Source organism: Cellulomonas algicola, from assembly GCF_019024305.1.
In the GTDB taxonomy this organism is placed as follows: domain Bacteria; phylum Actinomycetota; class Actinomycetes; order Actinomycetales; family Cellulomonadaceae; genus Cellulomonas; species Cellulomonas algicola.
In genome coordinates this window covers 71289-97098 of sequence record NZ_JAHKSJ010000034.1, presented here as the reverse complement: position 1 = coordinate 97098, position 25810 = coordinate 71289, and the positions used below count along the sequence as shown (strand labels likewise).

17 protein-coding genes, 1 tRNA gene and 1 pseudogene are annotated in these 25810 nt (G+C 76.1%); 6 read left to right on the top strand and 13 right to left on the bottom strand.

From position 1 onward, the window contains the following. Positions 1-479: 479 nt before the first annotated feature. The 3 genes from KOV94_RS19570 to KOV94_RS19560 all read right to left on the bottom strand — a co-directional run bounded on the left by KOV94_RS19570 (position 480) and on the right by KOV94_RS19560 (position 4554). The gene (locus KOV94_RS19570; protein ID WP_218052940.1) at positions 480-1253 is read right to left on the bottom strand and encodes an SDR family NAD(P)-dependent oxidoreductase; all 774 of its coding nucleotides are present in this window, start codon (positions 1251-1253) and stop codon (positions 480-482) included. A 111-nt stretch (positions 1254-1364) separates the two neighbouring features. Further along, a tRNA-Met gene (locus KOV94_RS19565) sits at positions 1365-1438 on the bottom strand. Between the two features lie 128 nt (positions 1439-1566). Continuing rightward, positions 1567-4554, bottom strand: a complete 2988-nt coding sequence (locus KOV94_RS19560; protein ID WP_218052939.1) for a UPF0182 family membrane protein — start codon at positions 4552-4554, stop codon at positions 1567-1569. A gap of 136 nt (positions 4555-4690) precedes the next feature. On the opposite strand from KOV94_RS19560, the gene KOV94_RS19555 reads away from it, so the two are divergent. Next, complete coding sequence (locus tag KOV94_RS19555; RefSeq protein WP_218052938.1) at positions 4691-5248, top strand: PPA1309 family protein; 558 nt, start codon at positions 4691-4693, stop codon at positions 5246-5248. A 54-nt stretch (positions 5249-5302) separates the two neighbouring features. Here KOV94_RS19555 and KOV94_RS19550 read toward each other — a convergent pair whose 3' ends face one another. The 3 genes from KOV94_RS19550 to KOV94_RS19540 are packed head-to-tail and all read right to left on the bottom strand — an operon-like array spanning position 5303 to position 8491. Continuing rightward, positions 5303-6145, bottom strand: a complete 843-nt coding sequence (locus KOV94_RS19550) for a PhzF family phenazine biosynthesis protein (protein WP_218052937.1) — start codon at positions 6143-6145, stop codon at positions 5303-5305. 23 nt (positions 6146-6168) lie between these two features. Then, positions 6169-7302 (bottom strand): YlbL family protein, encoded by a 1134-nt coding sequence (locus tag KOV94_RS19545; protein WP_308160677.1) that lies wholly within the window; start codon positions 7300-7302, stop codon positions 6169-6171. Between the two features lie 40 nt (positions 7303-7342). Further along, positions 7343-8491, bottom strand: a complete 1149-nt coding sequence (locus tag KOV94_RS19540; protein WP_308160675.1) for an NAD-dependent epimerase/dehydratase family protein — start codon at positions 8489-8491, stop codon at positions 7343-7345. A 68-nt stretch (positions 8492-8559) separates the two neighbouring features. On the opposite strand from KOV94_RS19540, the gene KOV94_RS19535 reads away from it, so the two are divergent. Further along, positions 8560-10035, top strand: a complete 1476-nt coding sequence (locus KOV94_RS19535; RefSeq protein ID WP_124341943.1) for a zinc-dependent metalloprotease — start codon at positions 8560-8562, stop codon at positions 10033-10035. A gap of 238 nt (positions 10036-10273) precedes the next feature. Here KOV94_RS19535 and KOV94_RS19530 read toward each other — a convergent pair. Further along, positions 10274-10855: pseudogene (locus KOV94_RS19530) on the bottom strand (M48 metallopeptidase family protein); the annotation flags it as partial. A 195-nt stretch (positions 10856-11050) separates the two neighbouring features. Here KOV94_RS19530 and KOV94_RS19525 point away from each other — a divergent pair. Both KOV94_RS19525 and KOV94_RS19520 read left to right on the top strand, forming a co-directional pair. Next, on the top strand, positions 11051-11209 hold the full coding sequence (locus KOV94_RS19525) for a DUF5679 domain-containing protein (RefSeq protein WP_124343092.1): 159 nt from the start codon (positions 11051-11053) through the stop codon (positions 11207-11209). 168 nt (positions 11210-11377) lie between these two features. Continuing rightward, positions 11378-12412 (top strand): ThiF family adenylyltransferase, encoded by a 1035-nt coding sequence (locus KOV94_RS19520; protein WP_218052935.1) that lies wholly within the window; start codon positions 11378-11380, stop codon positions 12410-12412. 190 nt (positions 12413-12602) lie between these two features. Here the strand turns inward: KOV94_RS19520 and KOV94_RS19515 are convergent, their stop codons facing one another. The 3 genes from KOV94_RS19515 to KOV94_RS19505 all read right to left on the bottom strand — a co-directional run bounded on the left by KOV94_RS19515 (position 12603) and on the right by KOV94_RS19505 (position 15626). Further along, a complete protein-coding gene (locus KOV94_RS19515) occupies positions 12603-12953 on the bottom strand; it encodes a WhiB family transcriptional regulator (protein ID WP_124343094.1) in 351 nt (116 codons plus the stop codon). A gap of 147 nt (positions 12954-13100) precedes the next feature. After that, positions 13101-13316: a hypothetical protein gene (locus KOV94_RS19510; RefSeq protein ID WP_124343095.1), complete on the bottom strand. Its 216-nt coding sequence runs from the start codon at positions 13314-13316 to the stop codon at positions 13101-13103. A gap of 237 nt (positions 13317-13553) precedes the next feature. After that, positions 13554-15626, bottom strand: coding sequence for an ATP-dependent helicase (locus KOV94_RS19505; RefSeq protein ID WP_218052934.1), 2073 nt, complete (start codon positions 15624-15626; stop codon positions 13554-13556). Between the two features lie 210 nt (positions 15627-15836). Here KOV94_RS19505 and KOV94_RS19500 point away from each other — a divergent pair, with 210 nt between their 5' ends. Continuing rightward, on the top strand, positions 15837-16100 hold the full coding sequence (locus KOV94_RS19500; protein WP_124343097.1) for a mycoredoxin: 264 nt from the start codon (positions 15837-15839) through the stop codon (positions 16098-16100). Between the two features lie 86 nt (positions 16101-16186). Here the strand turns inward: KOV94_RS19500 and nudC are convergent, their stop codons facing one another. Beyond that, positions 16187-17347 carry an NAD(+) diphosphatase gene (gene nudC / locus KOV94_RS19495; protein ID WP_218052933.1) on the bottom strand — a complete coding sequence of 387 codons (1161 nt, stop codon included), beginning with the start codon at positions 17345-17347 and terminating at the stop codon, positions 16187-16189. Positions 17348-17595: 248 nt separating this feature from the next. On the opposite strand from nudC, the gene KOV94_RS19490 reads away from it, so the two are divergent. Then, the gene (locus KOV94_RS19490) at positions 17596-18540 is read left to right on the top strand and encodes a phosphotransferase (protein ID WP_124343099.1); all 945 of its coding nucleotides are present in this window, start codon (positions 17596-17598) and stop codon (positions 18538-18540) included. A 184-nt stretch (positions 18541-18724) separates the two neighbouring features. Here KOV94_RS19490 and KOV94_RS19485 read toward each other — a convergent pair whose 3' ends face one another. Both KOV94_RS19485 and KOV94_RS19480 read right to left on the bottom strand, forming a co-directional pair. Continuing rightward, positions 18725-22411, bottom strand: a complete 3687-nt coding sequence (locus KOV94_RS19485; RefSeq protein WP_218052932.1) for an ATP-dependent helicase — start codon at positions 22409-22411, stop codon at positions 18725-18727. Beyond that, a complete protein-coding gene (locus KOV94_RS19480) occupies positions 22408-25740 on the bottom strand; it encodes an ATP-dependent helicase (protein ID WP_218052931.1) in 3333 nt (1110 codons plus the stop codon). Before KOV94_RS19480 ends, KOV94_RS19485 begins: the two co-directional genes overlap by 4 nt. Between the last annotated feature and the right edge of the window lie 70 nt (positions 25741-25810).

The following is a 25810-nucleotide window of genomic DNA, read 5'->3' as shown; positions in this document are numbered from 1 at the left end:
GGCCCGCCGCGATCGCGGTGCCGAAGTACCGCCCGCTCTGCGCGGCTGCCGCACCGAGCGTGCTCGCCGCCGCCTGAGCGGGCTGCGCGGCGGTCAGGCCGACGATGGTCGTGGCGACGGCCAGCGTCGCGGCCGCGAGAGCAGTCCTCCCGCGGCGCTGGGTCCCTGTCATGTGGCGCCTCTCCGTGGGTACCCGCGCGCGGCGGGTGGGGCTGGCGACGGGGGCTCGCGCGCGTCGCGTCGTCGGCTTCTTCACCGATGAAGATGCGCCGCCGGTACCCGTCGTCGTTGTCGTCGCTCACCTTGCAGCGCCGTCGCCGCACCAGCCATCGTCTAAACATTTCAGCAACGACCCGCGTGCCCGCCGGAAGCGACACGGGCCCGAACCAGACGGTCAGGGCCCGCGTCAGCGGCGCGCCCGGGCTCGCTTCCTCGGCGCTCGGGCCCGACGCGGAGCTCGGCGCCGCCGGTGGCCGCCGTCAGCGCGGCAGCTCGACCCCCGTCAGGTCGGCGAGCGCTGCGAGCAGCCCGTCCTGCACGTCGACGTCCGACGCCGCCGGGTTGGCCTCGAGCTGCTCGAACCGCTTGAGGTAGACGCCGCTGACGCGGGCCGCCGCGTCGTCGGACGTCGCGAGCCACACCTGCGTCGCGGCACCGTCGCCGACCTCGTCCCACGCGTCCGGACCGCCGAGCTTGGTCTTGATCCACCCGGGGTCGACGGCCGTCGCGAGCACGTCCGGCCACAGCCGCGCGACCGCGAACGCGAGCACCACGTCGAACAGCTTGGAGTCGGAGTACGCCTGCATGCCGTCCCACGGACGGCTCGACCACTGCAGGTCGTCGAACGCGACCCGGCCCTGCGCCTCGAGGCCCGACGTGAGGTAGACCAGCCGGGCCGGGCGCGGCGCGAGCGCCGTGAGCACGTACGGCGCGACGGTGTTGACCTGGAAGATGCGCTCGAACCCGTCGGCCGTCTCGACCCGCTCGGGTGCCCCGCCACCGATGCCGGCGTTGTGCACGACGGCGTCGAACGGCCCCGCGTCGGCGATCGCGGCGGCCAGCGCCCGCGTCTGCGCGAGCGACGCGAGGTCGCCGATGAGGACGTCGCGCAGCCCCGGGAGCCCCGCGCGCAGCTGCTCCGCCCGGGCCGCGTCACGCGCGTGCCCGACGACGTCGTGCCCGGCGTCGATCAGCTGTCGGGCGGTCTCCCGCCCGATCCCGTCGGACGACCCGGTGACGACGACACGCGACATGACCACTCCTTCATGACGGGAGACCCCCGCCGCGGGCTGCTGCACGGCACCGTGGACCACCGGCGGAACGACGAAGGCCCGGACCGTGTGGTCCGGGCCTTCGTCTTCTTGTAGCGGGGGCAGGATTTGAACCTGCGACCTCTGGGTTATGAGCCCAGCGAGCTACCGAGCTGCTCCACCCCGCGTCGGCTCGACAACTCTACGACACCCTCCGGACCAGACCAAATCCTCCCGCGTGAGGCCGGTCACAGGCCGGGCCGGGCACCGCGGGAAGCCCCACGACGCCCGGCCCGGCCGGCGGTCACCACGACGGTCAGCCGCCCGCGGCCTCGAGGTCGGCCTCGGCCTTGATCGCGTCCTGCACGGCCCGCGACAGGCGGTCCTGAGCCTCGCCGTACTTCGTGAAGTCGCCGGTCTGGAGCGCCGCCTGGCTGTCCTCCAGGGCCTGCCGCGCCTGCTGCAGCGCGAGGTCGAGCGACGCCCGCGCGGCGGCCGCGTCCGGCGGGACGCCGTCCGTCGGGCTCTCCGTCGGTGTGCCGGTCGGCTGCTCGCCCGGGGTCTCGGCGGGCGGTGTCGCACCGTCGTCGGGGTTGGTCCCGGCGTCGCCGGCCTCGGCGCCCGAGTCGCCGCCGAACACCTGGTCGAGCGCACCGTCGAGCGTGCTCGCGAACCCGATCGAGTCGCCCCACGCGACCAGCACGCGCTGGAGCAGCGGGAACGCGGTGCCCGACGCGGCCTGCACGTACACGGGCTGCACGTAGAGCAGACCGCCGCCGACGGGCAGCGTCAGCAGGTTGCCGCGGACGACCTGCGAGTCCCCGCGCGCCAGGATGTTCAGCTCGTTGGACACCGTCGGGTCGGCGTTGAAGTTGTTGTTCACCTGGCCGGGGCCCGGCACGGTCGAGTCGCGTGGCAGCTCGAGCAGCCGGAGCTTGCCGTAGTCGGCGGACGGCTTCCCCGCTTCCGACCCCGCTTCCGCGTCGACGGCCAGGTACCCGGTGAGCACCTCGCGCGCCCCGGAGCCGCCGGGGATGAACGTCGACATGAGCGAGAACCGCGCCTCGTCCTGGTCGGGCATGCGCAGCGTCAGGTAGTACGGCGGCTGCGGCACGTTGACGTTCGGGTGCGTCGGGTCGAGCGGGTTCGCCCAGAAGTCGTTGCCGGAGAAGAACTGGTTGGCGTCCTCGACGTGGTACCGCGTGAGCAGGGCGCGCTGCACCTTGAACAGGTCCTCGGGGTAGCGCAGGTGGCTCATGAGCGGACCGCTGATCTCCGACAGCGGCTTGAGCGACGTCGGGAAGACCTCCGACCAGGCCTCGAGCACCGGGTCGGACGGGTCCCACGCGTACAGGTCGACCGACCCGTCGTACGCGTCGACCGTGGCCTTCACCGAGTTGCGGATGTAGTTCACGGTCTTCGGCTGGAGCGCCTGGATGGTCTCCGTCGTCTCCGTGAGCGCGTCACGCGTGGCGGACTCGAGCGAGCGGCCCGCCGAGTACGGGTACTGGTCGCTCGTCGTGTAGCCGTCGATGATCCACTTCACGCGGCCCTCGACGACCGCCGGGTACACGCGCCCGTCGAGCGTCAGGTACGGCGCGACCTTCGCGACGCGGTCGCGCGGGTTCCGGTCGTAGAGGATCTGCGAGACGTCGGTGACACGGTTCGAGAAGACGAGCTGCTCGTCGCCGAACTTCAGCGCGTAGAGCAGCTTGTTCCACGGGTTGCCGATGCTCGGCCCGGCCGAGACGTCCTGCGTCGGGAAGCGTGTGAGCTCCTGACCCTGCGCGTCGTCGGACGGGTAGTCGAACTCCCAGCCGTCGCCGCTGGGCGCGCCGACGATCGAGTACGCGGGCGCCTGCGGGCTGAAGTAGATGCGCGGCTCGTACTCGCCCATCTGCCCCTGCGAGGGGATGCCGCCCTCCCAGAAGTCCGGCGCGCCACGACCGGCGGTCGTGTTGCCGTACGCGGCGACCACGCCGAACCCGTGCGTGTACACGGTGCGGTCGTTGGTCCAGTTGCGCTGCGCCGAGTCGAGGCCCTCGAGGTCGAGCTCGCGCACCGCGATGACGGTGTCGCGGCTCTCGCCCTCGACCTCGTACCGGTCGACCGAGAGCGAGTCCGGGAAGTGGTAGAACCCGCGGATCTGCTGGAGCTGCTTGAACGACGGGCTCACGACCTGCGGGTCGAGCAGACGGATCGACGCGGTCGTCTCGGCGTCGGAGCGCAGGGCGCCGGCCTCGGCCGTCACGGTCGCGTCGTAGTCCGCGGTCTGCACGTCCTCGAGCCCGTACGCCGCGAGCGTCGCGTCGATGTTGCGCTGGATGTACGGCGCCTCACGGTCCTGCTGGTTGGGCTGCACCTGGAAGCGCTGGACGACCGCCGGGTAGATGCCGCCGACGGCGATCGCGGCGATCACCATGAGGCCGACGCCGATGGCGGGCAGGCGCCAGTTCCCGCGGACCGCGGTGACGACGAACATGACGGCGACGAAGATCGCGATGCCCGCGAGGATCGCCTTCGACGGGATGACGGCGTGCACGTCGGTGAACGCCGCGCCGTGGAACTTCTCCCCCGCCTTCGTGAGGATCGAGTACCGGTCGAGCCAGTAGTTCGCGGCGATGAGGAGCATGAGCACCGCGCCGATGACCGACAGGTGCACGCGCGCGGCGCGCGTCGTCCGCGGGCCGTTCCCCCGCCCGCCGCCGACCCGCAGGCCGCCGTACAGGTACTGCGTCGCGAGCCCGGCGATCCCCGCGAGGATCGTCACGGCCATGAGGAACGACACGACGAACCGGATGCCCGGCAGCGTGAACAGGTAGAACCCGAGGTCGATGCCGTACTGCGGGTCCTTCTCGCCGACCGTCTTGCCGTGCATCCAGAGCTGGACCGTCGACCACTGCTGCGACGCGGCGGCGCCGGCGAACAGGCCGAGGACGGCCGGCCCGACGATCATGACGAGCCGGCGCAGCGGCTCGATGGCCTCGCGGTACTGGTCGAGGTTCGCCTGCTCGGGCGTCGACGGCGCGTACACCGGCCGCGAGCGGTACCCGAAGCTCAGGCTCGCCGCCACGGCGCCCGCCATCAGGCCGAAGCCGAGGACGAACAGCACCGCACGCGTGCCCCACTCGGTGCCGATCACCTGGAGGTAGCCGAGCTGGTCGAACCACAGCACCTCGGTCCAGACCTGGGCGAGCACCAGGACGAGGACGACGAGCACGCCGAGGACGACGAGCGTCGGGGCGAGCGCCCCGCGCCGACGTCGGCCGGCAGGTCGTGGGCGGGGTGGGCTGGCGAAGGTCACGAAGGGTCCTCGTCGTCGTCGGGCACGGCGGACCGCGGCGGACCGCGGCCGGGCGGCACGCGCACGCGCGGACCGCTCCTCGGTGTGAACGTGCTGCTCGAGGCCCAGGTTCCCACACGGGTGCGACCATGGTCCGGTGACACAGCCCCCCACCGCACCGCACCCTGGCCAGCGCGCGCTCTCCGACGCAGTCCGCGAGGTCGAGCACCACGCCGCCACCGCCGGGTGGGACGCGCCGGTGCGGGTGTTCGCGCTGGTCAGGACGCAATCCGCGCTCGCGACCGAGCCGGGTCTCGCGGACCAGCTCACGCACGACGTGCTCGACGCAGCGGCCGCCGACCCGTGGCACCTCACGTCCGTCGAGCAGGAGGGGCTGCCGTCCGCGCCGGACCTCGAGACGCTGCTGGCCGGGCTGTCGTGGCCGGACGCGGTCGACGGCGTCGCGGTGACCGTGGAGCGCGTCGTGCTGCCGCCCGCGGCGGAGGCCGACATGCCGCAGGAGCCCGACGCGGCGCTCGCCTACCTGCTCGCGCACCCCGACCGCGCCGACGTGCGCCTCGCGGTCGGCGTGCTGCGCGACGGGCCGTCGTGGTGCGCGGTCCGCAGCCGGGAGCACGACGCCGACGACCAGGTCGGCCAGGGTCCGGACCTCGTGCCCGGTCTCGTCTCGGCGCTGCGCTCGACGCTCGACTGACGGGTCCGCGACCGACGCGGTCGCACCGGGACGTCCGTCCGCGGCGCCGCCCGGTCACCCCTCGGCGGGCGCCATCTCCTCGGCGGTGCCCGTGACCCGGACGCGCCCCTCGCGCGGGACCTCCACGACGAGATGCGACGGCCGCCCGGTCTCCGCCCCCTGGTCGACGGTCAGCACGGTCGGCGCGTCCACGTGCCGCCCGGCCCGCAGGTACGCCCCGAGGCCCGCCGCCGCCGACCCCGTCGCCGGGTCCTCCCGTATCCCGCCGCGCGGGAAAGGGTTGCGGGACGCGAACCTGGTCGCCGACACCCGGTGCACGACCGGCACCGTGCCGTCCCACCCCTGCGCGTCCTGCAGCCGCAGCACGGCGTCGTCGTCGTGGTCGAGGCGGTCGAGCACCCCGGCGCGCACCGCGACGAGCGGGTGCAGGTTGCCCCCGTGCACGAGCGCCGGGGGCAGCAGGGGGTCGAGGTCCTCGCGGTCCAGGCGCAGCGCGGCGAGCAGGGCGTCGAGCAGGTCGCCGTCGAGGTCCTCGACGTGCGTGTCGACCGCGACGAGCGTCGCCCGGTCCGCGCTCACCTCGACGGGGACGAGGCCCGCGTTCGTGGTGAGCGTCACCACGGGGCCCGCACCGCGCAACCGCGCCAGCACGACGCCGGACGCGACGGTGGCGTGCCCGCAGAACGCGATCTCCGCGCGCGGGGTGAAGTAGCGCACGCGGGCGGCGGCGCGCTCGATCCCGGTGAGGAACGCCGTCTCGCTGAACCCGAGCTCCGCCGCGATCCGCAGCATGTCGGCGTCGTCGAGCGACTCGGCGTCGAGCACGACGCCGGCAGGATTCCCGGACGCGGGGTCCGGCTCGACGGTCGTGAACGCCCGGTACCGCAGGATCTCCATGCCCCGGTCCTTCCCGGCCCGTGTCAGCCGGCGGTGGGCGACGGCGTCGCCGCGTCCTGCGTGCACGTCGGCAGGTCGTCGGCCTCGCCCGCGCCGATGGCCTCCATCGCGACGCGCGCGTCGTGGAGCGTGGCGACGCGGACGACGCGCAGCCCGTCGGGCACGTGGCCGACGACCTCGTCGCAGTTGCGCGCGGGCGCGAGGAACCAGCCCGCGCCGTCGCGCTCCGCCCCCGCGAGCTTCTGCCGGATGCCGCCGATCGGCCCGACCGCACCGGTCACGTCCATCGTCCCGGTGCCCGCGATGACCTCGCCGTCCGCCTCGTCCTCGGGGGTGAGCTTGTCGATGATCCCGAGGGCGAACATCGTGCCCGCGCTGGGCCCGCCGATGTCGTCGATGCTGATCGTCACGTCGACGGGCATGTCGAACGTCGGGTCGATGAGCACGCCGATCTGCGCGCCGCCGCCCTCGCGCTCGCTCGTGACGACCGGCACGTCCACGTCCTGCCCGTGCCGCTGCACCGTCAGCGTCACCGTGTCGCCCGGCTGCACGGCCGCGAGGTCGTCGACCAGCGACTGGTAGTCCGGCAGCGGCTCGCCCTCGAACCCGACGAGCACGTCGTTCTCCTCGAGCTTGCCCGCCGCGTCCGTGCCCTCGACCGTGCCCGCGACGAGCAGCGTGGCAGGCACCTCGTACCCGAGCTCGGTGAGGGCGGCGACCGTCGCGTCCTCCTGCGAGGACACCATCTCCGCCTGGTTGGACTCGTCGATCTGCTCCTGCGAGACGTCGGGCGGGTAGACCTGCTCGACAGGCAGCACGACGGACGACGCGGAGAACCAGCCGGACAGGACGCCGAGGATGCTCGACGGGTAGCCCGGGCCGCCGGTGCTCGACACCGTCGTGAGCCGCAGCTCGCCGGTCGAGTCGTGCGTCTCGGCGCCCGAGATCTCGATCATGGACGTGCCGTCGTGCTCGCCGAGCACGTCGCGCGTGGGGCCGGGGCTGTTGACCGCGTACGGCGTCGGCAGGACGACGAGCACGGCGAGCAGCGTCGCGCCGGCCAGCAGGGACGTCGTGAGCGTCGCGGCGCGCGGCGACAGCGGCCGCGGTGCGGGCTGCTCGTCGTCGTCGAGCGGCGGGTCGGTGGCGTCGAGCACGGTGCCGATCATCCCCTACCGCGCTGTGTGCCGACGACGCTCAGCCACGTCGCCGGGCCCGTGCCTGCCGCCAGACGGCGGCCGTGCCGATGAGCGCGACGGCCGCCCCGGCCGCCCCGAGCGCGGCCGCGTCGCGGGACCCCATGCGCCGGCCCGCGACCGCCACGCGCCCCTGGACGCCCTCGAGCAGCACGTCGAGGCACTCACGGCTCGACCAGCGCGCGGACCACCCGGCCGCGGTCAGCCGGTCCGCGGCCACGGTCCACGGGTAGACGACGAACGCGAGCTCGGACGCGGGCGACGGCAGGACCCCCACGCGGTGCAGCCGCTCGGCCGTGCCGAAGGCCGTCGCGGGTGCGAGCTCGACCCGCCGCATCCCGGCCGCGGCCTCGACCTGCGACGGCGTCAGGACGTCGGGCGCGCCGACGGTGAGGGCGCCGGTGAGCCGGTGGTCGACGGCGAACCGGGCGGCTGCGGCGACGTCGTCGACGTGCACGAGCTGCCACTGCCGCACGGCACCGCGCACGGTGAGCAGCCGGGGCGCCTCGAAGTGCCGCGTGACGAAGGTGTCGACGCCGGGACCGACGATCGCCGCGGGCCGCAGCACCGTGACCGCCGGCGTCCGTCGCCGGGACGCCCGTGCGACGACCGCCTCGACGGCGGCGAGGTCCGCGACGATCCCGTCCTGCGCCGCGTCGGCGCCGCGCGGGAGCGGGTCGTCGTCGTGCACGACGGGCCGGTCCGGCCACGCGCCGTGCACCACGGCCGAGCTCACGACGACGACGTGCCGGACCCCCACGGCGCGCGCGGCCGCGAGCGTGTGCTGCGCCCCGGCGACGGCCGCGGCCTGCCGGTCCCGGGGCGCGACCCCGGCGTGCTGCGCGAGGTCCGCGGCGTGCGCGACGAGGACGACGACGTCCGCCCCGACGAGCGCCGACTGCGGCTCGCGCTCCGGCAGCGCCTCGACCGAGCGCGCCCCGTCCCAGGAGTTGAGCATCGCGGTCGCGACGGGCCCCGCGCCGACCACGACGACGCGGTCGCCCGTGCCGTCCGCCGCCGGTCGCGGCTGCGCCGGTGCCGTCGCGGGGCGTCGACGCGGGGTGCGCGCACCCGTCGCGGCGCTCCGCTGCGCGCGCGCCGACCCCGTCCCGGACGCGTCCGTGCGCCCTGAGCGAACCTGCCCGTCCACCCGTCCCTCGTTCCTGTCCTGCGTGGTTACCGTGGTCCCCGCCGGCCCCATCGTCGCAGGAGGTCCCCGTGAGCCCCGACAACCCCGCCGTGCCCGGGCCCGACGGGCCCGAGACCCCCGCCTGGGAGCAGATGCTCCGGGCCATGCTCGGCGACGGCGCCGACGCCGCGATCCGCGAGATGCGCGAGCGCGGGTTCGACCCCGCCCAGATGGCGGGCGCGTCCGGCCTCCCGGACGACCCGCGGCTCGTCGAGCAGGCCGTCGCACAGGTCCAGCGCCTGCTGGCCGCGGCCGGCGACGACCCGGTGAACTGGCAGATGGCGCACGACCTGGCCCGCCAGCAGGCCTCCGTCGGCGGGGACCCGGCCCTGTCGCCGGGCCGGGCGCGCGACGTCCTCGACGCGCTCTCCGTCGCCGAGCTGTGGCTCGACGCCGTGACCGACCTCCCGCCGTCGTCCGGCACGCCGCACGCGTGGAGCCGCGCCGAGTGGGTCGAGGCGACCCTCCCCACGTGGCGCACCCTCACCGAGCCCGTCGCCGCGTCGCTGTCCGGGGCGCTCGTCGACGCGCTCGGCGCGAGCCTGCCCGAGGAGGCCGCGGGCGCGCTGCCGGGCGGCCTGGACCCGTCCCACCTGCTCCGCCAGCTCGGCTCGGCCGTGTTCGGCATGCAGGTCGGGCAGGGCGCCGGCACCCTCGCACGCGAGGTCTTCGGGACGACCGACATCGGCCTGCCGCTGCTCGACTCGCCCGCACCCGCGCTCGTCCCCGCCAACGTCGACGCGTTCGCCGAGGGCCTCGACGCGCCCCTCGACGAGGTGCGCCTCTTCCTCGCGCTGCGCGAGGCCGCCGCAACCCGCCTGTTCACGCACGTGCCGTGGCTGCGCGCGCACCTGCTCGCGACCGTCGAGGCGTACGCGCGGGGCATCACGATCGACGTCGACCAGCTCGAGGAGGCCGTGAGCTCGATCGACCCCACCGACGCCGCCGCCCTCCAGCAGGCGCTGTCCGGCGGGGTCTTCGCACCGCACACGACGCCCGAGCAGCGCGCCGCGCTCGAGCGTCTCGAGACCGCGCTGGCCCTCGTCGAGGGCTGGGTCGACGAGGTCACCGCCGCCGCCGCGATCGCGCACCTGCCGCACACCGTGGCGCTGCGCGAGATGGTGCGCCGCCGCCGCGCCGCGGGCGGACCCGCCGAGCAGACCTTCGCGAACCTCGTCGGGCTCGAGCTGCGGCCCCGACGCCTGCGCGACGCCGCCGCCCTGTGGGCGCAGATCACACGCGACGGGGGCCCGTCCGCGCGCGACGCCGTCTGGGACCACCCCGACCTGCTGCCGACGACGCAGGACCTCGACGACCCCGCCGGCTACGCCTCGCGCCGCGCCGCCGCCGTCGACGAGACCGCGGAGGTCGACCGCGCGCTCGCCCAGATCCTCGGCGAGGACCCGACGACCGCGACCGGAGCCGCGGGCGAGCCGACGGACGCGCCGACCTCCGACGACGAGCCGACAGACCCCGCCGACCGTGAGGACCCGCCCACGCGCTGACCCCGCTGCGGCGCGGACCCGCTGACCGCGCCCGCGCCGCGTCGCCGGCTCGCGCGCCTCGACGGCGGACGCGGCTGCGCCGGCACGTCCGGGGGCGTCAGCGGCGGACGTGCGCCTTCGGCGCGGTGCGGCCCCCGACGGGCGCCCCGTCCAGGGCCACCGCGCCGTCGCGCGGCTCGGCCGCACCGTCGCCGGGCTCGATCGCGACGGCGACGTCGGTCGCCTGCAGCGCGGCCGCGTCGTCGTCGACCGCGTCGTCCACGTCCGAGGGAGCCTCCCCGTCGACGTCGGACGGACCGTCGGCACCCGCGCGGTCGCTCGCGTACGCGACGCCCTCGAGGAACCCCCGCGCGCGCTGCGTCCGCGGGTACGCGTCGAGCTCCGCCCAGAAGTCGGGGCCGTGCCCCGCGTGCAGGAGGTGCGCGAGCTCGTGCAGCAGCACGTAGTCGACGACCCACCGCGGCATGCCCCGCAGCCGGTCGGACAGCCGGATCGTCCCGTCGCTCGGGGTGCACGACCCCCACCGGCGGCCCTGGTTGCTCGACCACGCGACGCTCGTCGGGCGGGCCCGTCCGCCCAGGTAGCGGGCGGAGAGGTCGGCGGCGCGCGCCGCGAGCTCCTCGTCCGACGGACGCCGGCGACGCTCCTGCGCGGCGAGCCGCGTCATCATCCGGCGGACCCACTCGAGCTCCTGCGCACGCGTGAACCGGGCAGGGATCGCGACGATCGTCTTGTCTCCCTCGCGCCACGCCGTCACCGTGCGCGCACGCCGGCGCGAACGGCGGACCTCGACCTGCGACAGGTCGTCCGTGGGCTGCACACCTGCACGGTAGCCCTCCCGGGTGTGCTCGTCCCGCTCTTCACCCGGTCGCGCGCGGCGTGTTCCGCATGATCACGCGGTCGCGAAGGTCCTGCGCCGCTACTGTGGACGACGCTCGGGCGCACCCGTCGGGACCGCGGCCGGCCACCGGCACCGTCCCTCGGTCCGGTGCTCGAGACCGAGGGAGGGAACCCGATGGCGGACACCTATGCAGGCGAGTTCTACTGCGTGAAGTGCAAGGAGAAGCGCGAGGCGGAGGGCGAGGTCGTCGTGTCGGACTCCGGGCGACGCATGGCGAAGGCCACGTGCCCGGTGTGCGGCACCAAGCTCAACCGCATCCTCGGCAAGGCCTGAGCACCACCGCGCAGAGGGCGCCGTCCGGTCGGACGGCGCCCTTCGTGTTCCCGGGCCCGTCCGGACGGACGGCGCCGTTCGTCGTCCCCGGCCGGGGAGCCTGTGGACGACGTGCTCCGGTGCGTGACGGTCGGTGCCACAGTGGCGCGACCGTCCGAGGAGGAGCTCATGCGTCTGCGTCCTGGCCTGCGCGTCCTGCGACGCAGCAGCACCGAGGTGCAGGTCGGCACCGACCCGCGGTGGGCGGTCCGCCTGACGGACCTGACCCCGGCGGAGGCCGACGCCGTCGTCGGGCTCGGCGATCCCGCCCGCACGTCGCCGTCACCGGGGACGTCCTCCGCGAGCCCTGCCGGACGCGCTGACCTCGCGCCCGTGTCGGCGCTCCTCTCGCAGGCGCGGCTCACCCGCGCGGGCGACACCCGGCAGCTCGACGGTCCCGCAGCCGCCGACGCCGCCGCGTGGTCGCTGCTGCTGCCCGACGGTGACGGCACGGGCCTGGTCCGGGCCCGTTCGACGCGCACCGCGGGCGTGGTCGGTCTGGGCCCGACGGGACTCGGCGTGGCCGTCGCGCTCGCCGCCGCCGGGGTGGGGCGCGTCCTGCTCGACGACGAGCGGCCGGTCCGCTCGAACGACGTCGGCGTCGGCGGCTACCGCTGGGGCGACGTGGGGTCGCGTCGTGGGGTGGTCGCCGCACGCGTCCTGCGTGACGCGGCGCCTCGGGTCGACGTCGACGGGCGGGCGACCCCCGACGTGGTGGTCGTGGTCGAGCACGGTGCGGCCGACCCGGCACGCGCGACGCTGCTCGTCGGCTCAGGCGTCCCCCACCTGTCGGTCGTCGTGCGGGAGGGCGACACGCTCGTCGGCCCGCTCGTCGACCCGGGTCGCGGGCCGTGCCTGCGGTGCCTCGACCTGCACCGCACCGACGTCGACCCGGTGTGGCCGACGCTCGTCGCCCAGCTCGTCACCGCCCCCGGTCGTGCGGACGGCCCCGAGGTCGGCGTCGTCGCCGGGGTCGCCGCGTCGCTCGCCGCCGCCTGGGCCTTGACGCTCCTCGACGGCACCGCCGGGCCCACCACCCCCGGGACGACCTACGAGCTCGGCCTGCCCGACGCCCTGCCCCGGGTACGCGAATGGGCGGTGCACCCGGACTGCGGGTGCACCGCCCTGCCCGTCGTGGGACGGGTACCGGTGCCGACGACCTGAGGGTCGGCGGAAGGTCGGGCGGTGGGGGGGGCCCCCGGGCGGGGGGGCCCCCCCCCCCGGGCCGACCCACCCGCTCGGCGGGCGCCCCGCCCTGCCCGTCGTGGGACGGGTACCGGTGCCGACGACCTGAGGGTCGTCGGAAGGTCGGGCGGTGGGGCGCCACCTCGTCAGGGTGCGCCCCACCGTCGGGTCAGGCCGCGGGGGCCGGGTTCTTCCGCGGGCGTCCTCGGCCACGCTTCGTGGCGACGACCACGCCGCCGATGAAGACCTGACCGCCCCAGACGCCCCAGGGCTCGGCCCGCTCGATGGCGCCGGCGAGGCAGCCCTCCATGAGCGGGCACTCCCGGCACAGCGCCTTCGCGCGCTCCACGACCACCGTCTGCTCGGCGAACCACAGCTCCGGGTCGTGCGAGCGGCACGGGATGAGGTCGGCGACGAGCGCGTCGAACTGGGTGTCGTCGGTGGTCGCGGTGCTGCCCGTGGGAGGCCAGGCGCCAGATCCGCCCTGGTTCACGGTGTCGAGCAGCGTCGTGAGCCGCACGATGTCCTCCTGATGTCCTCGCTGATGAGCGTGTCGTTCGTGGTCCGGACCGGACCGACACGTTCACCCCGGGTCATCGGGGAAAATGTGAAGGCCGCGGGTCCGATGTACGGACTCCGCGGCCTGGGCGACCTCAGTGGGTCAGACCTAAGGAGTCCTGAGACGGATGTAGCGATCGGTGGTGGGGCGCTTGCGCCACGTCGGAAGGAGCTCGGTGTCGACACCCGTCCCCTGGAACCGGCCCTCGATGGCCGTCATCCCGGAGATGGACACACCACGCCCCTCGAAGCCGGCGCCGGTGGGCGCGGCGACATGTGCGCACGCCTGAGCGACGCTCGAGGTGACGATCAGGTTGGTGTTCATCGCGACTCCCACCTCCTTCCGGCTCCGGGCTCTGGCCTTCCGGCGCAGCCCACGTTCAAGGACGAGGATCACAGTAGGGCGGGGTCGTGACGCGGGACAACCGAATAAACGACATGTCTTCGACGAATCTCCGACGGTCGCCCGTTCAGCCCTCTCGCACGCCCACCGTCGACCCGCCCGGGCGCCCGTCGCCGCGCTGCGGAGCGGACGTGCGTCGGCCCGCTCGTACGCTCGCCGTCAGCCCTGCGCGGGGCTCCCGGCGGCGCGTGCGACGACCGCGAGGACGTCGTCGCCGAGCGTCGCGAGCGTCTGGGCACCGACCCCCGGCACGCGGCCGAGCTCCTCGCGCGTGCGGGGCCGGTGCAGCCCGATGAGCGCGACGGTCGCCGACGTGAGCACACGGGCCGGGCTGACGCCGACGGACCGGGCGTGCTCGTCGCGCCAGCGGGTCAGCTCGGCGACGACGCGGCGCGCACGCGGGTCGTCCTCGTCCGCGGTCGGGTCGAGCGCGGCGGCGGGGCGGCGGGTGGACGTCGACCGGGCGGGCCGGCGGTCGTCGGGCCACAGGTCGGCGAGGAAGCGGGAGCGCGTGCGGTTCGGCCGGCCGCCGGGAAGTCGCGAGCGGGCGTACGACAGGTGCAGGTGCTCGCGGGCGCGGGTGACGCCGACGTACAGCAGGCGTCGCTCCTCCGCGACCGCCGCGGCCGACTCGGCGAGGGACGTCGGGAGCAGCCCCTCGCTGAGACCCGTGAGGAACACCGCGTCCCACTCGAGGCCCTTGGCGGCGTGCAGCGACGCGAGCGTGACGCCCTCGACCGTCGGCGCGTGCTGCGCGGCGGCGCGCTCGTCGAGCTCGGCCACGAGGTCGGCCAGCGTCGCGGACCCGGTCGCCCCCGTCCGGCCGTCCGACGTGGTGCGCGTGCCGTCCGCGGCAGCCGCGCCGAGCTCGTCGGCCAGGCCGACCAGCGCGTGCATCGCGTCCCAGCGCTCGCGCGCGGCGCCCCGCGCGGCGGGCGGCTCCTCCGCCCACCCGACCGTCCGCAGGATGTCGCGCACGGTCTCGGGCATCGGGACCGTCGGGTCGGCGGAGCGGGCGCCACCACGCAGCAGGACGAGGGCGTCGCGGACGTCGCGCCGCGCGAAGAACCGCTCGCCGCCACGGACCTGGTAGGCGATCCCGGCCGTCGCGAGCGCCTCCTCGAAGGCCTCGGACTGCGCGTTCGTGCGGTAGAGCACCGCGACCTCGCTGGGGCGGACGCCGCTGCGGACCAGGCGGCCGATCGCCTGCGCGACACCGGTCGCCTCGGCCTCGTCGTCGTCGTAGGCCGTGAAGCGCACCTCGGGGCCGTCCGGGCGCTGCGCCCGCAGCTCGAGAGGCGCCGGGCCGCCCGCGCGGCGGGTCGCGTCGATGACGCGGTTGGCCAGGCTCACGACCTGCGGCGTCGAGCGGTAGTCGCGGACCAGGCGCACGACCGTCGCACCCGGGTGCGTCGTCGCGAACGTCGTCAGGTGGTACGGCGTCGCGCCCGCGAACGAGTAGATGGTCTGGCTCGGGTCGCCGACGACGCACAGCTCGTGCCGACCACCGAGCCACTGGTCGAGCAGGAACTGCTGCAGCGGGCTGACGTCCTGGTACTCGTCGACGACGAAGTAGCGGTACTGCTCGCGGATCTCCTCCGCGACGTCGCGGCGCTCCGCGAGCATCGCCGACAGCAGCAGCAGGACGTCCTCGAAGTCGATGACGCCGCGCTCGGTCTTGACCTGCTCGTACGACGTCATGAGCCGGGCGACGGCCTGCGGGTCCTGGCCGCTCGGCGCCGGGCGGGCGATCGCACCGACCGCCTTCTCGTAGTCGTCGGCCGTGACGAGCGAGACCTTGGCCCACTCGATCTCCGAGGAGAGGTCGCGCACGCTCACCCGGTCCACCGAGAGGCCCACGCGGCGCGCCGCCTCGGCGACGACCTGCGCCTTCTGGTCGAGGATCCGCGGCGGCGCGCCGCCCACGACCTTCGGCCAGAAGAAGCCGAGCTGCCGCAGCGCCGCCGCGTGGAACGTGCGCGCCTGCACGCCCGACGCGCCGAGGCCGCGCAGCCGCGTCCGCATCTCCCCCGCGGCACGCGCCGTGAACGTCACCGCGAGGACGTTGCCCGGGCGGTAGACGCCGGTGCGGATGCCGTACGCGATGCGGTGCGTGATCGCGCGCGTCTTGCCCGTCCCCGCACCGGCGAGGACGCACACGGGTCCGCGCAGCGCGGTCGCGACGGCCCGCTGCTCGGGGTCGAGGGCGTCGAGGAGGGCGTCGGCGGACATCGTCGACCAGTGTCGCAGCCCCGACCGACACACCCGTGCGCGCGTCAACAGGGTCGTCGCAGGTCAGCCGTCCGTGTGGTCCACGCCACACCGGCGGCGTGGAAGCCGTGCCCGTGCGACCGTGTTGCAGCACGTGACGAGGCGCGCTCCTCGTCGCCCGTCCGTCGGGGCCGGCCCTCCGGTCCCCGCCCGTCGACACCACGAGGACCCATGACCACCGAGACCCTGCCCCAGGCCGGCACCGTGACGATGTACTCCACCACGTGGTGCGGGTACTGCCACCGGCTGAAGAAGCAGCTCGACTCCGCGGGCATCGGCTACACGGTCGTCGACGTCGAGCAGGACGACGCCGCCGCGCAGTACGTCGAGTCGGTCAACGGCGGCAACCGCGTCGTGCCCACCGTCGTCTTCCCCGACGGCAGCGCGCTCACCAACCCGTCGCTCGTCCAGGTCCGCGAGCGCCTCGAGGTCTGACCGGTCCGCTCGTCACGGCGCCCGCCGCCCCCGCGGCGCGGCGCCGTCGTCGTCCGTCCTCGCGGGCGGTCCCGTGACGCGGTCGGTCAGAACGGCGGGCCCGCGGGGAGCCGACCACCGAACCAGTCCTCGACGAGCGCGCGCGCGATCGACGACGGCCCCGGCGGGATCACGTCGCCCGACGCCACCGCCTCGCGCAGCTCCGCGCGGGTGAACCACGCGGCGGCCTCGAGCTCGACGCCGTCCACCGCCACGTCCGTCGACCGTGCGTGCGCGCGGAAGCCCAGCATGAGCGACGCGGGGAACGGCCACGGCTGGCTCCCCCGGTACTCGACGGTGTCGACGACGACGCCCGTCTCCTCCCGGACCTCGCGGCGCACCGCGTTCTCGAGCGACTCCCCCGGCTCGACGAACCCGGCCAGCGTCGACCAGCGGTGCGCCGCCCACGCGGTCGCGTGCCCCAGCAGCAGCCGGTCCTGGTCGTCGACGACCGCCATGATCACCGCCGGGTCCGTGCGGGGGTAGTGCTCCGACCCGTCGACCGTGCACGCGCGCACCCAGCCGGACTGCGTCGCGACCGTCACCGCACCGCAGCGCGGGCAGCGCGGGTGCCGGGCGTGCCACGCGTCGAGCGCGACCGCCGCCGTCGCGAGCCCGGCGTCGCGGGCCGACAACGTCGCGCCGACGACCCGCAGCGACGACCACCGGGCGCCCGACGGGAGCGGGGTCGTCGGGCCGCCGGACGTGTCCCTCCCGGCCGCGGCCGGGTGCACCAGCACGTCGGCCGGCGAGCCCGTCGCGGGTGCCGGGCGTCGGCCGAGCACCCGGCGCGCCAGGTACGCAGCACCGTCGTCGTCGCGTCCCAGGAGGAGCCACAGCCCGTCGACGTCGGCACCATCGGGCGTCGACGTCGACGTCACGGCGTCGTCCGGGGCCGTCGGGATGCTCCGCTGCCCGTTCGTGGACCCGGCCACCCCCGGACGCGTCGACGTCCCGCCGACGTGCCCGTCGGGCGACGCCGTCGTGCGTGCGTCGTCCACGGCGGCGCCGGGCGCCGCGACGAGGGCCCGCGCGTCGTCCGGGGTCAGCAGGAGCAGGTCGCCGGCGTCGTCCGTCAGCACGCTGCCGTCGTCGACCAGGATCACGCGGGTCGACGACGCCGTGAGCGCCCCCGCGAGCCCGTCACGCCGGTGCTCGGCCGCCCGGTCCACGACAGCACGGGACAGGGGCAGCTCGTCGACGATCACGCCGCCACCGTACGCGTCGGCACGCGCCCGCTGCCCGTCGTCCACCGCCGGGCGTGCGCCGTCCGCACGCCGCCACGTCCCGCCCGCACCGCACCCACCGGCCCCGCGGGCACGGCCCCCCGCCGGCACTCGGGCACGAACAACGCGCCGACGACGTGACGTCCGGCGCGTCACGCAGTCGGACGAATGGGACCGACACGCCGTGGCGCGACCGGGAAGCGCCCGACCTGCGACCTACCCTGGTCGACGTGCCTCGCTCACCCCTCGCTCTCGCCGCGCTGGCGACGGTCGCCGTCCCCGGCCTCGACGCGTACGACGTGCGACGGCCCGCGCAGCCCGGCACGGACTACGACGTCGCCGTCGTGATCGACGCGCAGCGCCGCCGCTGGGTCGTGCGCGCGCCGTCCAGCGCCGCCGCCGGCGCCGCGCTCGAGGCCGAGGTCCACCTGCTCGAGGGCCTCGCCGAGCACACCACGTCCGGCGCGCTGCCCTTCGCCGTCCCCCGGCCCGTCGGCTTCGCGCACCTGCCCGAGGGTGGGCGTGCCGCGGTGCACGCCGAGATCCCCGGCGCACCCCTGCGTGTCGACACCCTCCGCCCCGGTCCCGGGCTCGCGGCCGACCTCGGCCGCGCGATCGCCGCTCTCCACGAGCTGCCCACGTCCCTCGTCGAGAGCGTCGGCCTGCCCGTCTACGAGGCGACCGAGTACCGCCAGCGCCGGCAGGCCGAGGTCGACGAGGCCGCCCGCACCGGCAAGGTCCCGCCGGCGCTGCTGCGACGCTGGGAGGAGCAGCTCGAGGACGTCGCGATGTGGCGGTTCCGACCGACCGTCGTGCACGGCGACCTGTCCGCCGAGCGCGTGCTCGTCCACGAGGGCAAGGTCAGCGGCCTCCTGGGCTGGGGCGACACCGTCGTGGCCGACCCCGCAGACGACCTGTCGTGGCTCCTGGTCGCCGCGTCGCCCGAGGCCGCGGACTCCGTCATGGAGGCCTACCAGCTGCGACGCACCGAGCTCACCGACCCGCACCTCCAGCGCCGCGCGTTCCTCGCGGGCGAGCTCGCGCTCGCGAGGTGGCTTCTCTACGGGGTGCGGACGGGCGACGACGAGGTCGTCGCGGACGCCGTCGCGATGCTCCAGGACCTCGACGAGCACACCCGCCTCGCCGACGTGGAGTCCTCCGCGTCGTACGCCTGACGCCGGCCGCGGCTCGCCGAACAACGGCTCGCTGGTCCGGTCGCGAGCCTGAGGGAGCGTCAGTGGTCGGCCGCCGCCGCCCCGTCCTCAGCTGCGCGGTCGCGGTCGAGCCCCAGCGTGGCGCAGGTCGAACGCGGGGGACGCGGGGTCGCTCCGGTCGACGCGAGCGCCCGGTCGAGAGGGCTCAGGTCGAGCGGGGCCGACTCGTGCTCCGCGAGCGCGAGCTGCCCTCGGCCGACGCCGGACGTGGTCGCGAGGCCGTGCCGCTCGGGTTCGATGTTCCCCGGTCCACGTTCTGCGGCCAGTCGCGGTCCGCGGTCGTGCGCGCGTCGGCCGACGGGCTCGGCGCGGGTGCGTCGGACTCGTCGGACGTCGCGTGGCGCAGGAGCGTCGTGATCTCGTCCTCGCCGAGCAGGCGCTGCGGGTAGACCGTCTCCCCCGTACCGACGTAGCAGAAGGCGGCGCGGACGAGCTCGAGCGGCGTGCCGGTCCACCGCGACCACGCGAGCCGGTAGACCGCGAGCTGGAGCTCGCGCGACGCGCGGGCGTCCGGGTCGGCCGGCGGCGCGCCCGTCTTCCAGTCGACGACGACGACCGCACGGCCTTCGACGTCGGCCCGCTCCTGGTCGGGGAACACCGCGTCGATGCGCGAGCGCAGCACGTACCCGTCGACGCTCGTCTCGACGTCGACCTCGATCGCGAGCGGCGAGCGGTCGGCCCACGGCGTGCGCAGGAACGACACGCGCAGCGCCTCCTCGTCGACGTCCACGGGCGTCGAGTCGTCGTCCGCGCCGGGCAGCGCGTCGACGTCGACCAGCGAGGCGGCGCCGTACCAGCCCTCGACCCACGCGTGGAACCGCGTGCCGCGGCGGGCCTGCGGCGACGGCTCGCGCGGCACCGGTCGGCGCAGGCCGCGCGCGAACTCGGCCGGGTCGGCGTGCAGGCGGACGAGCGACGACGCCGAGAGGTGCGCAGGCAGCTCGACCCCGCCGTCGGGTCGTCGGGCGCGCTCCTGCTCCTCGAGCAGGCGGTCCGCGAGGTCCTCCCACCGTGACCGCGCCGCGTCCGGCGGCGTGGCAGTGACGACGTCGGCCGTCCCGGTTGTTCCGTCCCGCGGGACCGGGTGGCCCGTGGGGTCCGACGGGACTGGCTGGCAGGTGTCGTCCTGCGGGACTGGCTGGCCCGCGGCGTCCCGCGGCACCGGCATGCCGCCCGGTTCGTCGACGGGGACGACCGCGCGAGCGCCGACCGCGCCCCGGTCCTCCTCGGTCGACGCGGCCGCGAGCGCCGCGTGGACCAGGGCGGCCGCCGCCGCGACCGCGGGGCGTCGGCCGGGACCGTCGTCGACGGCGAACGGGTCGGCGGGCCAGACGGCGCTGAGGACCTGGTCCTCGCGCGGGTTGCCCGTGCCGGCCTCGGGCGGCGGCATCCAGCCGTCCTCGGTCACGATGCCCGCGGTCACGAGCTCCTCGAGGAAGATCGACAGCACGCGCGCGCCGCTCGAGTCGCCCCACCACGCGGCGGAGAGCAGAAGGTCGGTGCGCGCGCGGGTCAGGGCGACGTAGGCGAGGCGGCGTTCCTCCGCGACCTGGTGCGCACCCGCGTCGAGCACGAACCGCTGACGACGCTCCTCGAGGTCCTTGTGGTGCTCGGCGCCCGCGTAGGGGAAGTCCGGCAGGTCGTGCCGGTCGCCCCGCAGCGGGTACGGGAGCGTGCCGAGGCCCGTGAGCCACGCGGAGTCCTTGGGGCCGTCCTTGCCGCGCGTGCGGGTGGCGGGGAGCACGCCGTCGACGAGGCCCGCGACGGCGACGACGTCCCACTCCAGGCCCTTGGCCGCGTGCACGGTGATGACCTGCACGGCGTCCGGGTCGGGCTCCGCGACGGGCATGTCGAGGCCGCTCTCGCGGGAGTCGGCCGCGTCGAGCCAGGCGAGGAAGCCGCCGAGCGTCGGGTGGTCCGCGGTGCGCGCGAACTCGACGGCCACGTCGCGGAACGCGTCGAGGTTGGCGCGCGCCCGTCCCGGGGACACGCCGGCACGCGCGGCGACCTCGATGTCGAGGCCCAGGAGCCGCTCGGCCTCGCCGACGAGCTCGGGGACCGCGAGGTAGGTGTGCGAGCGGAGCGCGGTGAGGAGCCGCGCGAGGTCGGCGAGGCGGGTGCGCGCGGTGGCGCTGAGCTCACGGCCGGTGGCGCTGCGCCAGCCGGGCCTGGGCAGCTCGTCGAGCGCGTCGACGATGCTGCGCTCGTCGACCACGTCGGCCTGCACGCCGGGGTCGCGACCGGCCCGGCCGCCTCCGCCCGCACGTCCCGCGAGCTCGGCGGACCAGGCGCCGAGCGCGTGCAGGTCGGCCGCACCCAGCCGCGTCCGGCCGCCCGTGAGCAGGCGCATCAGGGCGTCGCCGCGGGACGGGTCGTGCGCGGCCTGCAGCGCGGCCACCAGGTCGACGACCTCCGGCGTCGCGAGCAGGCCACCGAGGCCGACGACCTCGACGGGCAGACCCGCGCCACGCAGGGCGCGCTGCACGACCGGGAACTGCGAGCGCTTGCGGCACAGGACGGCGGCCGTCACACGCTCGACGCCGGGTGCCGCGGCCCGCCAGCGCGCCTTGACGAACTCCGCGATCGCGCGTGCCTCGTCCTCGACGGTCTCCGCCACGTGCGCGTGCACGCGCCCGTCACCGGCCCCGGGCCGCGCCGCGAGCACGGGCACGTCGACGCGGGACGCCGACGCGCGCAGCGGTGCCGCGACGACGTTCGCCGCGTCGAGGATCCGCCGGTCGTTGCGCCACGACGTCGACAGCGAGTGGACGTCGGCGGGCCGCCGGTCCCCGTCCGGACCGACCACCGGGAACGACGTCGGGAACCCCTCGAGCCCGCCCGCGCTCGCGCCGCGCCAGCCGTAGATCGACTGGTGCGGGTCCCCGACGGCCGTCACGGGGTGGCCGTCGCCGAACAGCGCCGCGAGCAGCGTGAGCTGCGCGTACGACGTGTCCTGGTACTCGTCGAGCAGCACGACGCGGAAGCGGGCACGCTCGCCCGCCGCGACCTCCGGCACGTCGAGCGCGAGCCTCGCCGCCAGTGCGACCTGGTCGCCGAAGTCGATCGCGTCCGCGGCCCGCTTGCGGTCGCGGTAGGTCGCGACGAGGTCGAGCACGCGGGACCGCTCGCCGAGCAGGCGCACGAGGGCCGTGACACCGCTGTAGGGGTCGGTCCGCTTGCCGGGACCGTGGGGGGTCGCGTTGATCGCGTCGACGATGCCCGCGATCCCGGCCTGCGCCTCGGCGGGCGTGAGCAGGTGCTCGTCGAGGGCGCCGGACAGCGACAGGACGGCGTCGACGACGGTCGACGTCGCGGCGTCCGTGTCGACGTCGCCCGTCCACGCCTCGACGACCTCGTGCGCGAGCTGCCACTGCGCGGCCTCGCCGAGCAGTCGCGCCGACGGGTCGAGGCCCAGGCGCAGCGCGTGGTCGCTCACGAGCGACGACGCGTACGCGTTGTACGTCGCGACCGTCGGCCGCACGAGACCCCCGAGCACGTCGCCGTCGCCGCCCGCGAGGACCGCCGCACCGGGCAGCACGACGCCCTCCTCGGCGGCCGCGCGCGCGAGCCGGCGCAGCCGTCGCCGGACACGCTCGGCGAGCTCGGCCGCGGCCTTGCGCGTGAAGGTCAGACCGAGGACCTGCTCGGGTGCGACGAGCCCGTTCGCGAGCAGCCACACGACGCGCGCGGCCATCGTCTCCGTCTTGCCCGACCCGGCACCGGCGACGACGAGCGCGGGCGCGAGCGGCGACTCGACGACGCGCTCCTGCTCGGGCGTGGGCGGTGGCTGGCCGACGAGGGCGGCGATCTGCGCGGCGGACAGCAGCGTCATGCGACCACCTGCCCGCCCTCGGGGCGCACCGGGCACGAGCGGCGCACGGGGCAGCGGTCGCACAGGTCGTTCGTCGTGGCGACGAACGTCGAGGCGGCCATCTTGTCGGCGACCTCGTCGACGAGCGCGCGTGCCCAGCTCGGTCCGTCGCCCTCGCCGCCGAGGGCGTCCTGGTGGCGCTCCGTCGCGGACGCGCCCGTGCCCAGGTAGACGAGCCGCGCCCCGGAGCTCGCGGCGTCGGGCGGCAGGGTCTCGAACGCGCCCGCGTCGACCGCGAGCTGGTAGGCGCCGAGCTGCGGGTTGGTGACCGCCTTCGCCTTGCTCGGGACGGTCGCGCCCGTCTTGAGGTCGACGACGCGGACCGCCGTCGAGCCGTCGTCCGGCTGGTCGGGGTCGAGCTCGACGCGGTCGACCGTTCCGCGCACGACGGCCCGGTCGGTGCGCAGCGTGAACTCGCCCTCGACGAGCAGCGGCGCGCCGGCGTCGCGCAGGTACCCCGCGAGCCGGTCGATCATCGCCTCCGCCCGCCTCCGGGTCGCCCGTGCGGGCCACCCGTCGCCGAGGCCGAGCTCCGACCAGCGGCGGTCGAGCTCCGCGGCGAGCTCGGCACGCGTCCCGCGCGGGTGCTCCTGCGCGATCGCGTGCACGAGCGTGCCGAGCGTCTGACCGCTCGAGTCGGCGGCGGTGCCGCCCGCGGCCTCGAGCGCCCAGCGCAGCGCGCACCGCTGCGCGACCTCGAGCCGGGACGGGGACACCGGCACGCGGTCCTGCGGACCCCACAGGGCCGCGTCGCTCGACGGCTCGGCGAGCCCGTGCCACTCGGCGGGGTCCGCGCCCGCGACGCCCGCGCGCGCGAGCCGGGCGAGCGTGCGCGCGAGCGCCGGGTCGGGCTCGACACCGTCGACGACGGCCTGCTCGAGGCGCGAGCGGAGCTCCGCGACGAGCCCGCGGAGGTCCGCGGCCGCGGGCACCGTGGTCCGGCGGTGGTCCACGTCGCCGTCGGACGGCTCGACGAGGTCGAGGAACGGCGACGGCTGCTGGTCGGCGTCGGCGACGGCCGTCACGACGAGCCGCGAGCGTGCGCGCGAGCACGCGACGGCGAACGACCGGAGCTCGTCGGCGAGCACCGCGGCGCGCGCCTCGGCCGCGCGGGCACCCTCGTCGGTGCCGTCCACCTGGCGGCCCGCGACGAGGTCGACGAGCCGCTGGGCGCCGAGCAGCGAGTCGCGGAGCCGCAGGTCGGGCCAGACGCCGTCCTGCACGCCCGCGACGACGACGAGGTCCCACTCCTGACCCGCCGCGCCGGCGGGCGTGAGGACCGGCACCGCCTGGCGGCGCGCCGCAGCCGCGAGCGAGTCGGACGGCAGGTCCTGCGCGGCGAGCCAGTCGGCGAACGCGCCGGGCGTCGCACGCGGCATGCGGTCGACGAACGTCTCGGCCGCGCGGAACAGCGCCAGCACCGCGTCGAGGTCGCGGTCCGCGCGCTCGCCCGCGACACCTCCCGCGAGCGCCGACCGTCGCCACGGCTCGGCGAGCCCGGACGCGTGCCAGAGCGCCCACAGCACGGTCTGCGCGTCGGCGTCCGGCTGCTCCGCCGCACGACGTCCCGCGGTCAGCACCTCCGCGAGCCGGGCGACGGGCCGGGCGACCGACGACGGGAGCGTGGCGACGCGGGCGGGGTCCTCGAGCGCCTCGACCAGGAGCACGTCGCTCGTGCGCCCCCCGCCGGACCCGAGCTCCTCGGCACGCAAGGCGCGGCGCACGCGCCGCAACCCGACCGCGTCGAGCCCGCCCAGCGGGGAGCACGCGAGCCGTGCCGCGGCCTCGGGGTCGAGCTCGGCGTCCCCCACGACGACGCGCACCGCCTCGAGCAGCGGCCGGACGGCGGGCTCCTCGCGCAGCGGCACGTCGCTGCCCACGACGGTGACGGGGACCGACGCGCCCGCGAGCGCGCGGCGCAGCGCGGTGACCTGGGCACCCGACCGCGCGACGACCGCCATCTCGTCCCAGCCGACGCCGTGCTCCAGGTGGGCGGTCCGCAGCGCGTGGGCGACGAACGCGGCCTCCTGCGCGGTGCTCGGCAGCACGGCCGCCTGCACGGCACCCGCTCCGCGCCCCAGGTCGCGTGCGTCGGCGACCGGCGCCTGCGCGCCGGGCCGAGCCGTGACGCGCGGGGTCGCACGCGCGTCACCCTCGGGCGCGGGCGCCGCGTGATCGCGCGCTGCGGACCGGGCGGTCGCTCGACGGTGCTGGACCGCACCGACCGACCCGATGCGCTCGGTGACGCGCCGCGTCACGTCGCGGACCGCGTCACCGTGCCGCCACACCGTCCTGAGGACGTGCGTGACGGCGCCGAGCTCGCCGTCACCGGCACCGGCGACGGCCGCGCGCCCGACGAGTGTCGGCGCCGCCCCGCGGAACGTCTGCACGGCCTCGTCGGGGTCGGCCAGGAGGAGCAGCCGCGCACCGTCGTCGACGAGCACCCGCAGCAGCCGCGCGGTGGCCGAGGTGCTCTCCTGGTGGTCGTCCACCACGACGAGCCGCCAGCGCGGCCGCACCGCGCCCGGCACCTCGTCGTCCCACGCGCGCAGCGCCTGCGCGGCCTCCTCGACGACGACCGCGGGGTCGAGCCGCGCGCCGAGGTCGGGCGTCGCGGACCGCAGCTCGAGGACGTCGAGGTACTCCTCGTACACCTGCGCCGCGGCCGTCCACTCGGGCCGGCCGTGCGCCGCCCCGAGGTCGGCGAGGTCGACTGGTCCGAGCCCGCGCTCGGCGGCCCGCATGAGGAGGTCGCGCAGCTCGTCGCGGAACGCGCGCATCGTCGGGACGTCGGCGGGGACGTCCCCCGGCCAGACGGGCCGCACGCCCTCCCCCGCGGCGTGGCCGGCGAGCAGCTCGGCGAGCAGCAGGTCCTGCTCCGCCCCCGAGACGAGGGTCGGCGGCACGAGACCGAGGTGCCCGGCGCGCGCCCGCAGCACCGCGAACGCGACCGCGGGCGCGGTCTGCACGAGCGGCCGGCCCGACGTCGCACGCAGCCGGGCCGCGAGGCGGTCACGCAGGTCGGCGGCGGCGCGACGGCCCGCGGAGACGACCAGGACGTCCTCAGGCGCGAGGCCCGCGTCAACGGCCGCGACCACCGTCTCGAGCGCGACGGTGGTCTTGCCCGTGCCGGGCGCGCCGAGCACGAGCAGGGCCCCGTCGTCACCGTGCACCGCGCGCTCGACCGCGATCGCCTGGTCGTCGTCGAGGCCCACCGGCCTGCCCGGTCCCCGCGCCGGCCCGTCGGCCAGGGCGGGGCGCACGAGGCGCAGCGCGGGGGGCGTGGTCACGGCCCCGATCCCATCACGGACCGCCGACACCGCGGTCCACCGTGAGGTCGTCAGGCGTGTGCCGGGCGGA

Bases quoted from the DNA above. Each gene is read 5' to 3' on its own strand.
- KOV94_RS19570 (WP_218052940.1), bottom strand. From the start codon at position 1,253: ATGTCGCGTGTCGTCGTCACCGGGTCGTCCGACGGGATCGGGCGGGAG.
- KOV94_RS19550 (WP_218052937.1), bottom strand. From the start codon at position 6,145: ATGGAGATCCTGCGGTACCGGGCGTTCACGACCGTCGAGCCGGACCCC.
- KOV94_RS19525 (WP_124343092.1), top strand. From the start codon at position 11,051: ATGGCGGACACCTATGCAGGCGAGTTCTACTGCGTGAAGTGCAAGGAG.
- KOV94_RS19520 (WP_218052935.1), top strand. From the start codon at position 11,378: ATGCGTCTGCGTCCTGGCCTGCGCGTCCTGCGACGCAGCAGCACCGAG.
- KOV94_RS19510 (WP_124343095.1), bottom strand. From the start codon at position 13,316: ATGAACACCAACCTGATCGTCACCTCGAGCGTCGCTCAGGCGTGCGCA.
- KOV94_RS19505 (WP_218052934.1), bottom strand. From the start codon at position 15,626: ATGTCCGCCGACGCCCTCCTCGACGCCCTCGACCCCGAGCAGCGGGCC.
- KOV94_RS19500 (WP_124343097.1), top strand. From the start codon at position 15,837: ATGACCACCGAGACCCTGCCCCAGGCCGGCACCGTGACGATGTACTCC.
- KOV94_RS19485 (WP_218052932.1), bottom strand. From the start codon at position 22,411: ATGACGCTGCTGTCCGCCGCGCAGATCGCCGCCCTCGTCGGCCAGCCA.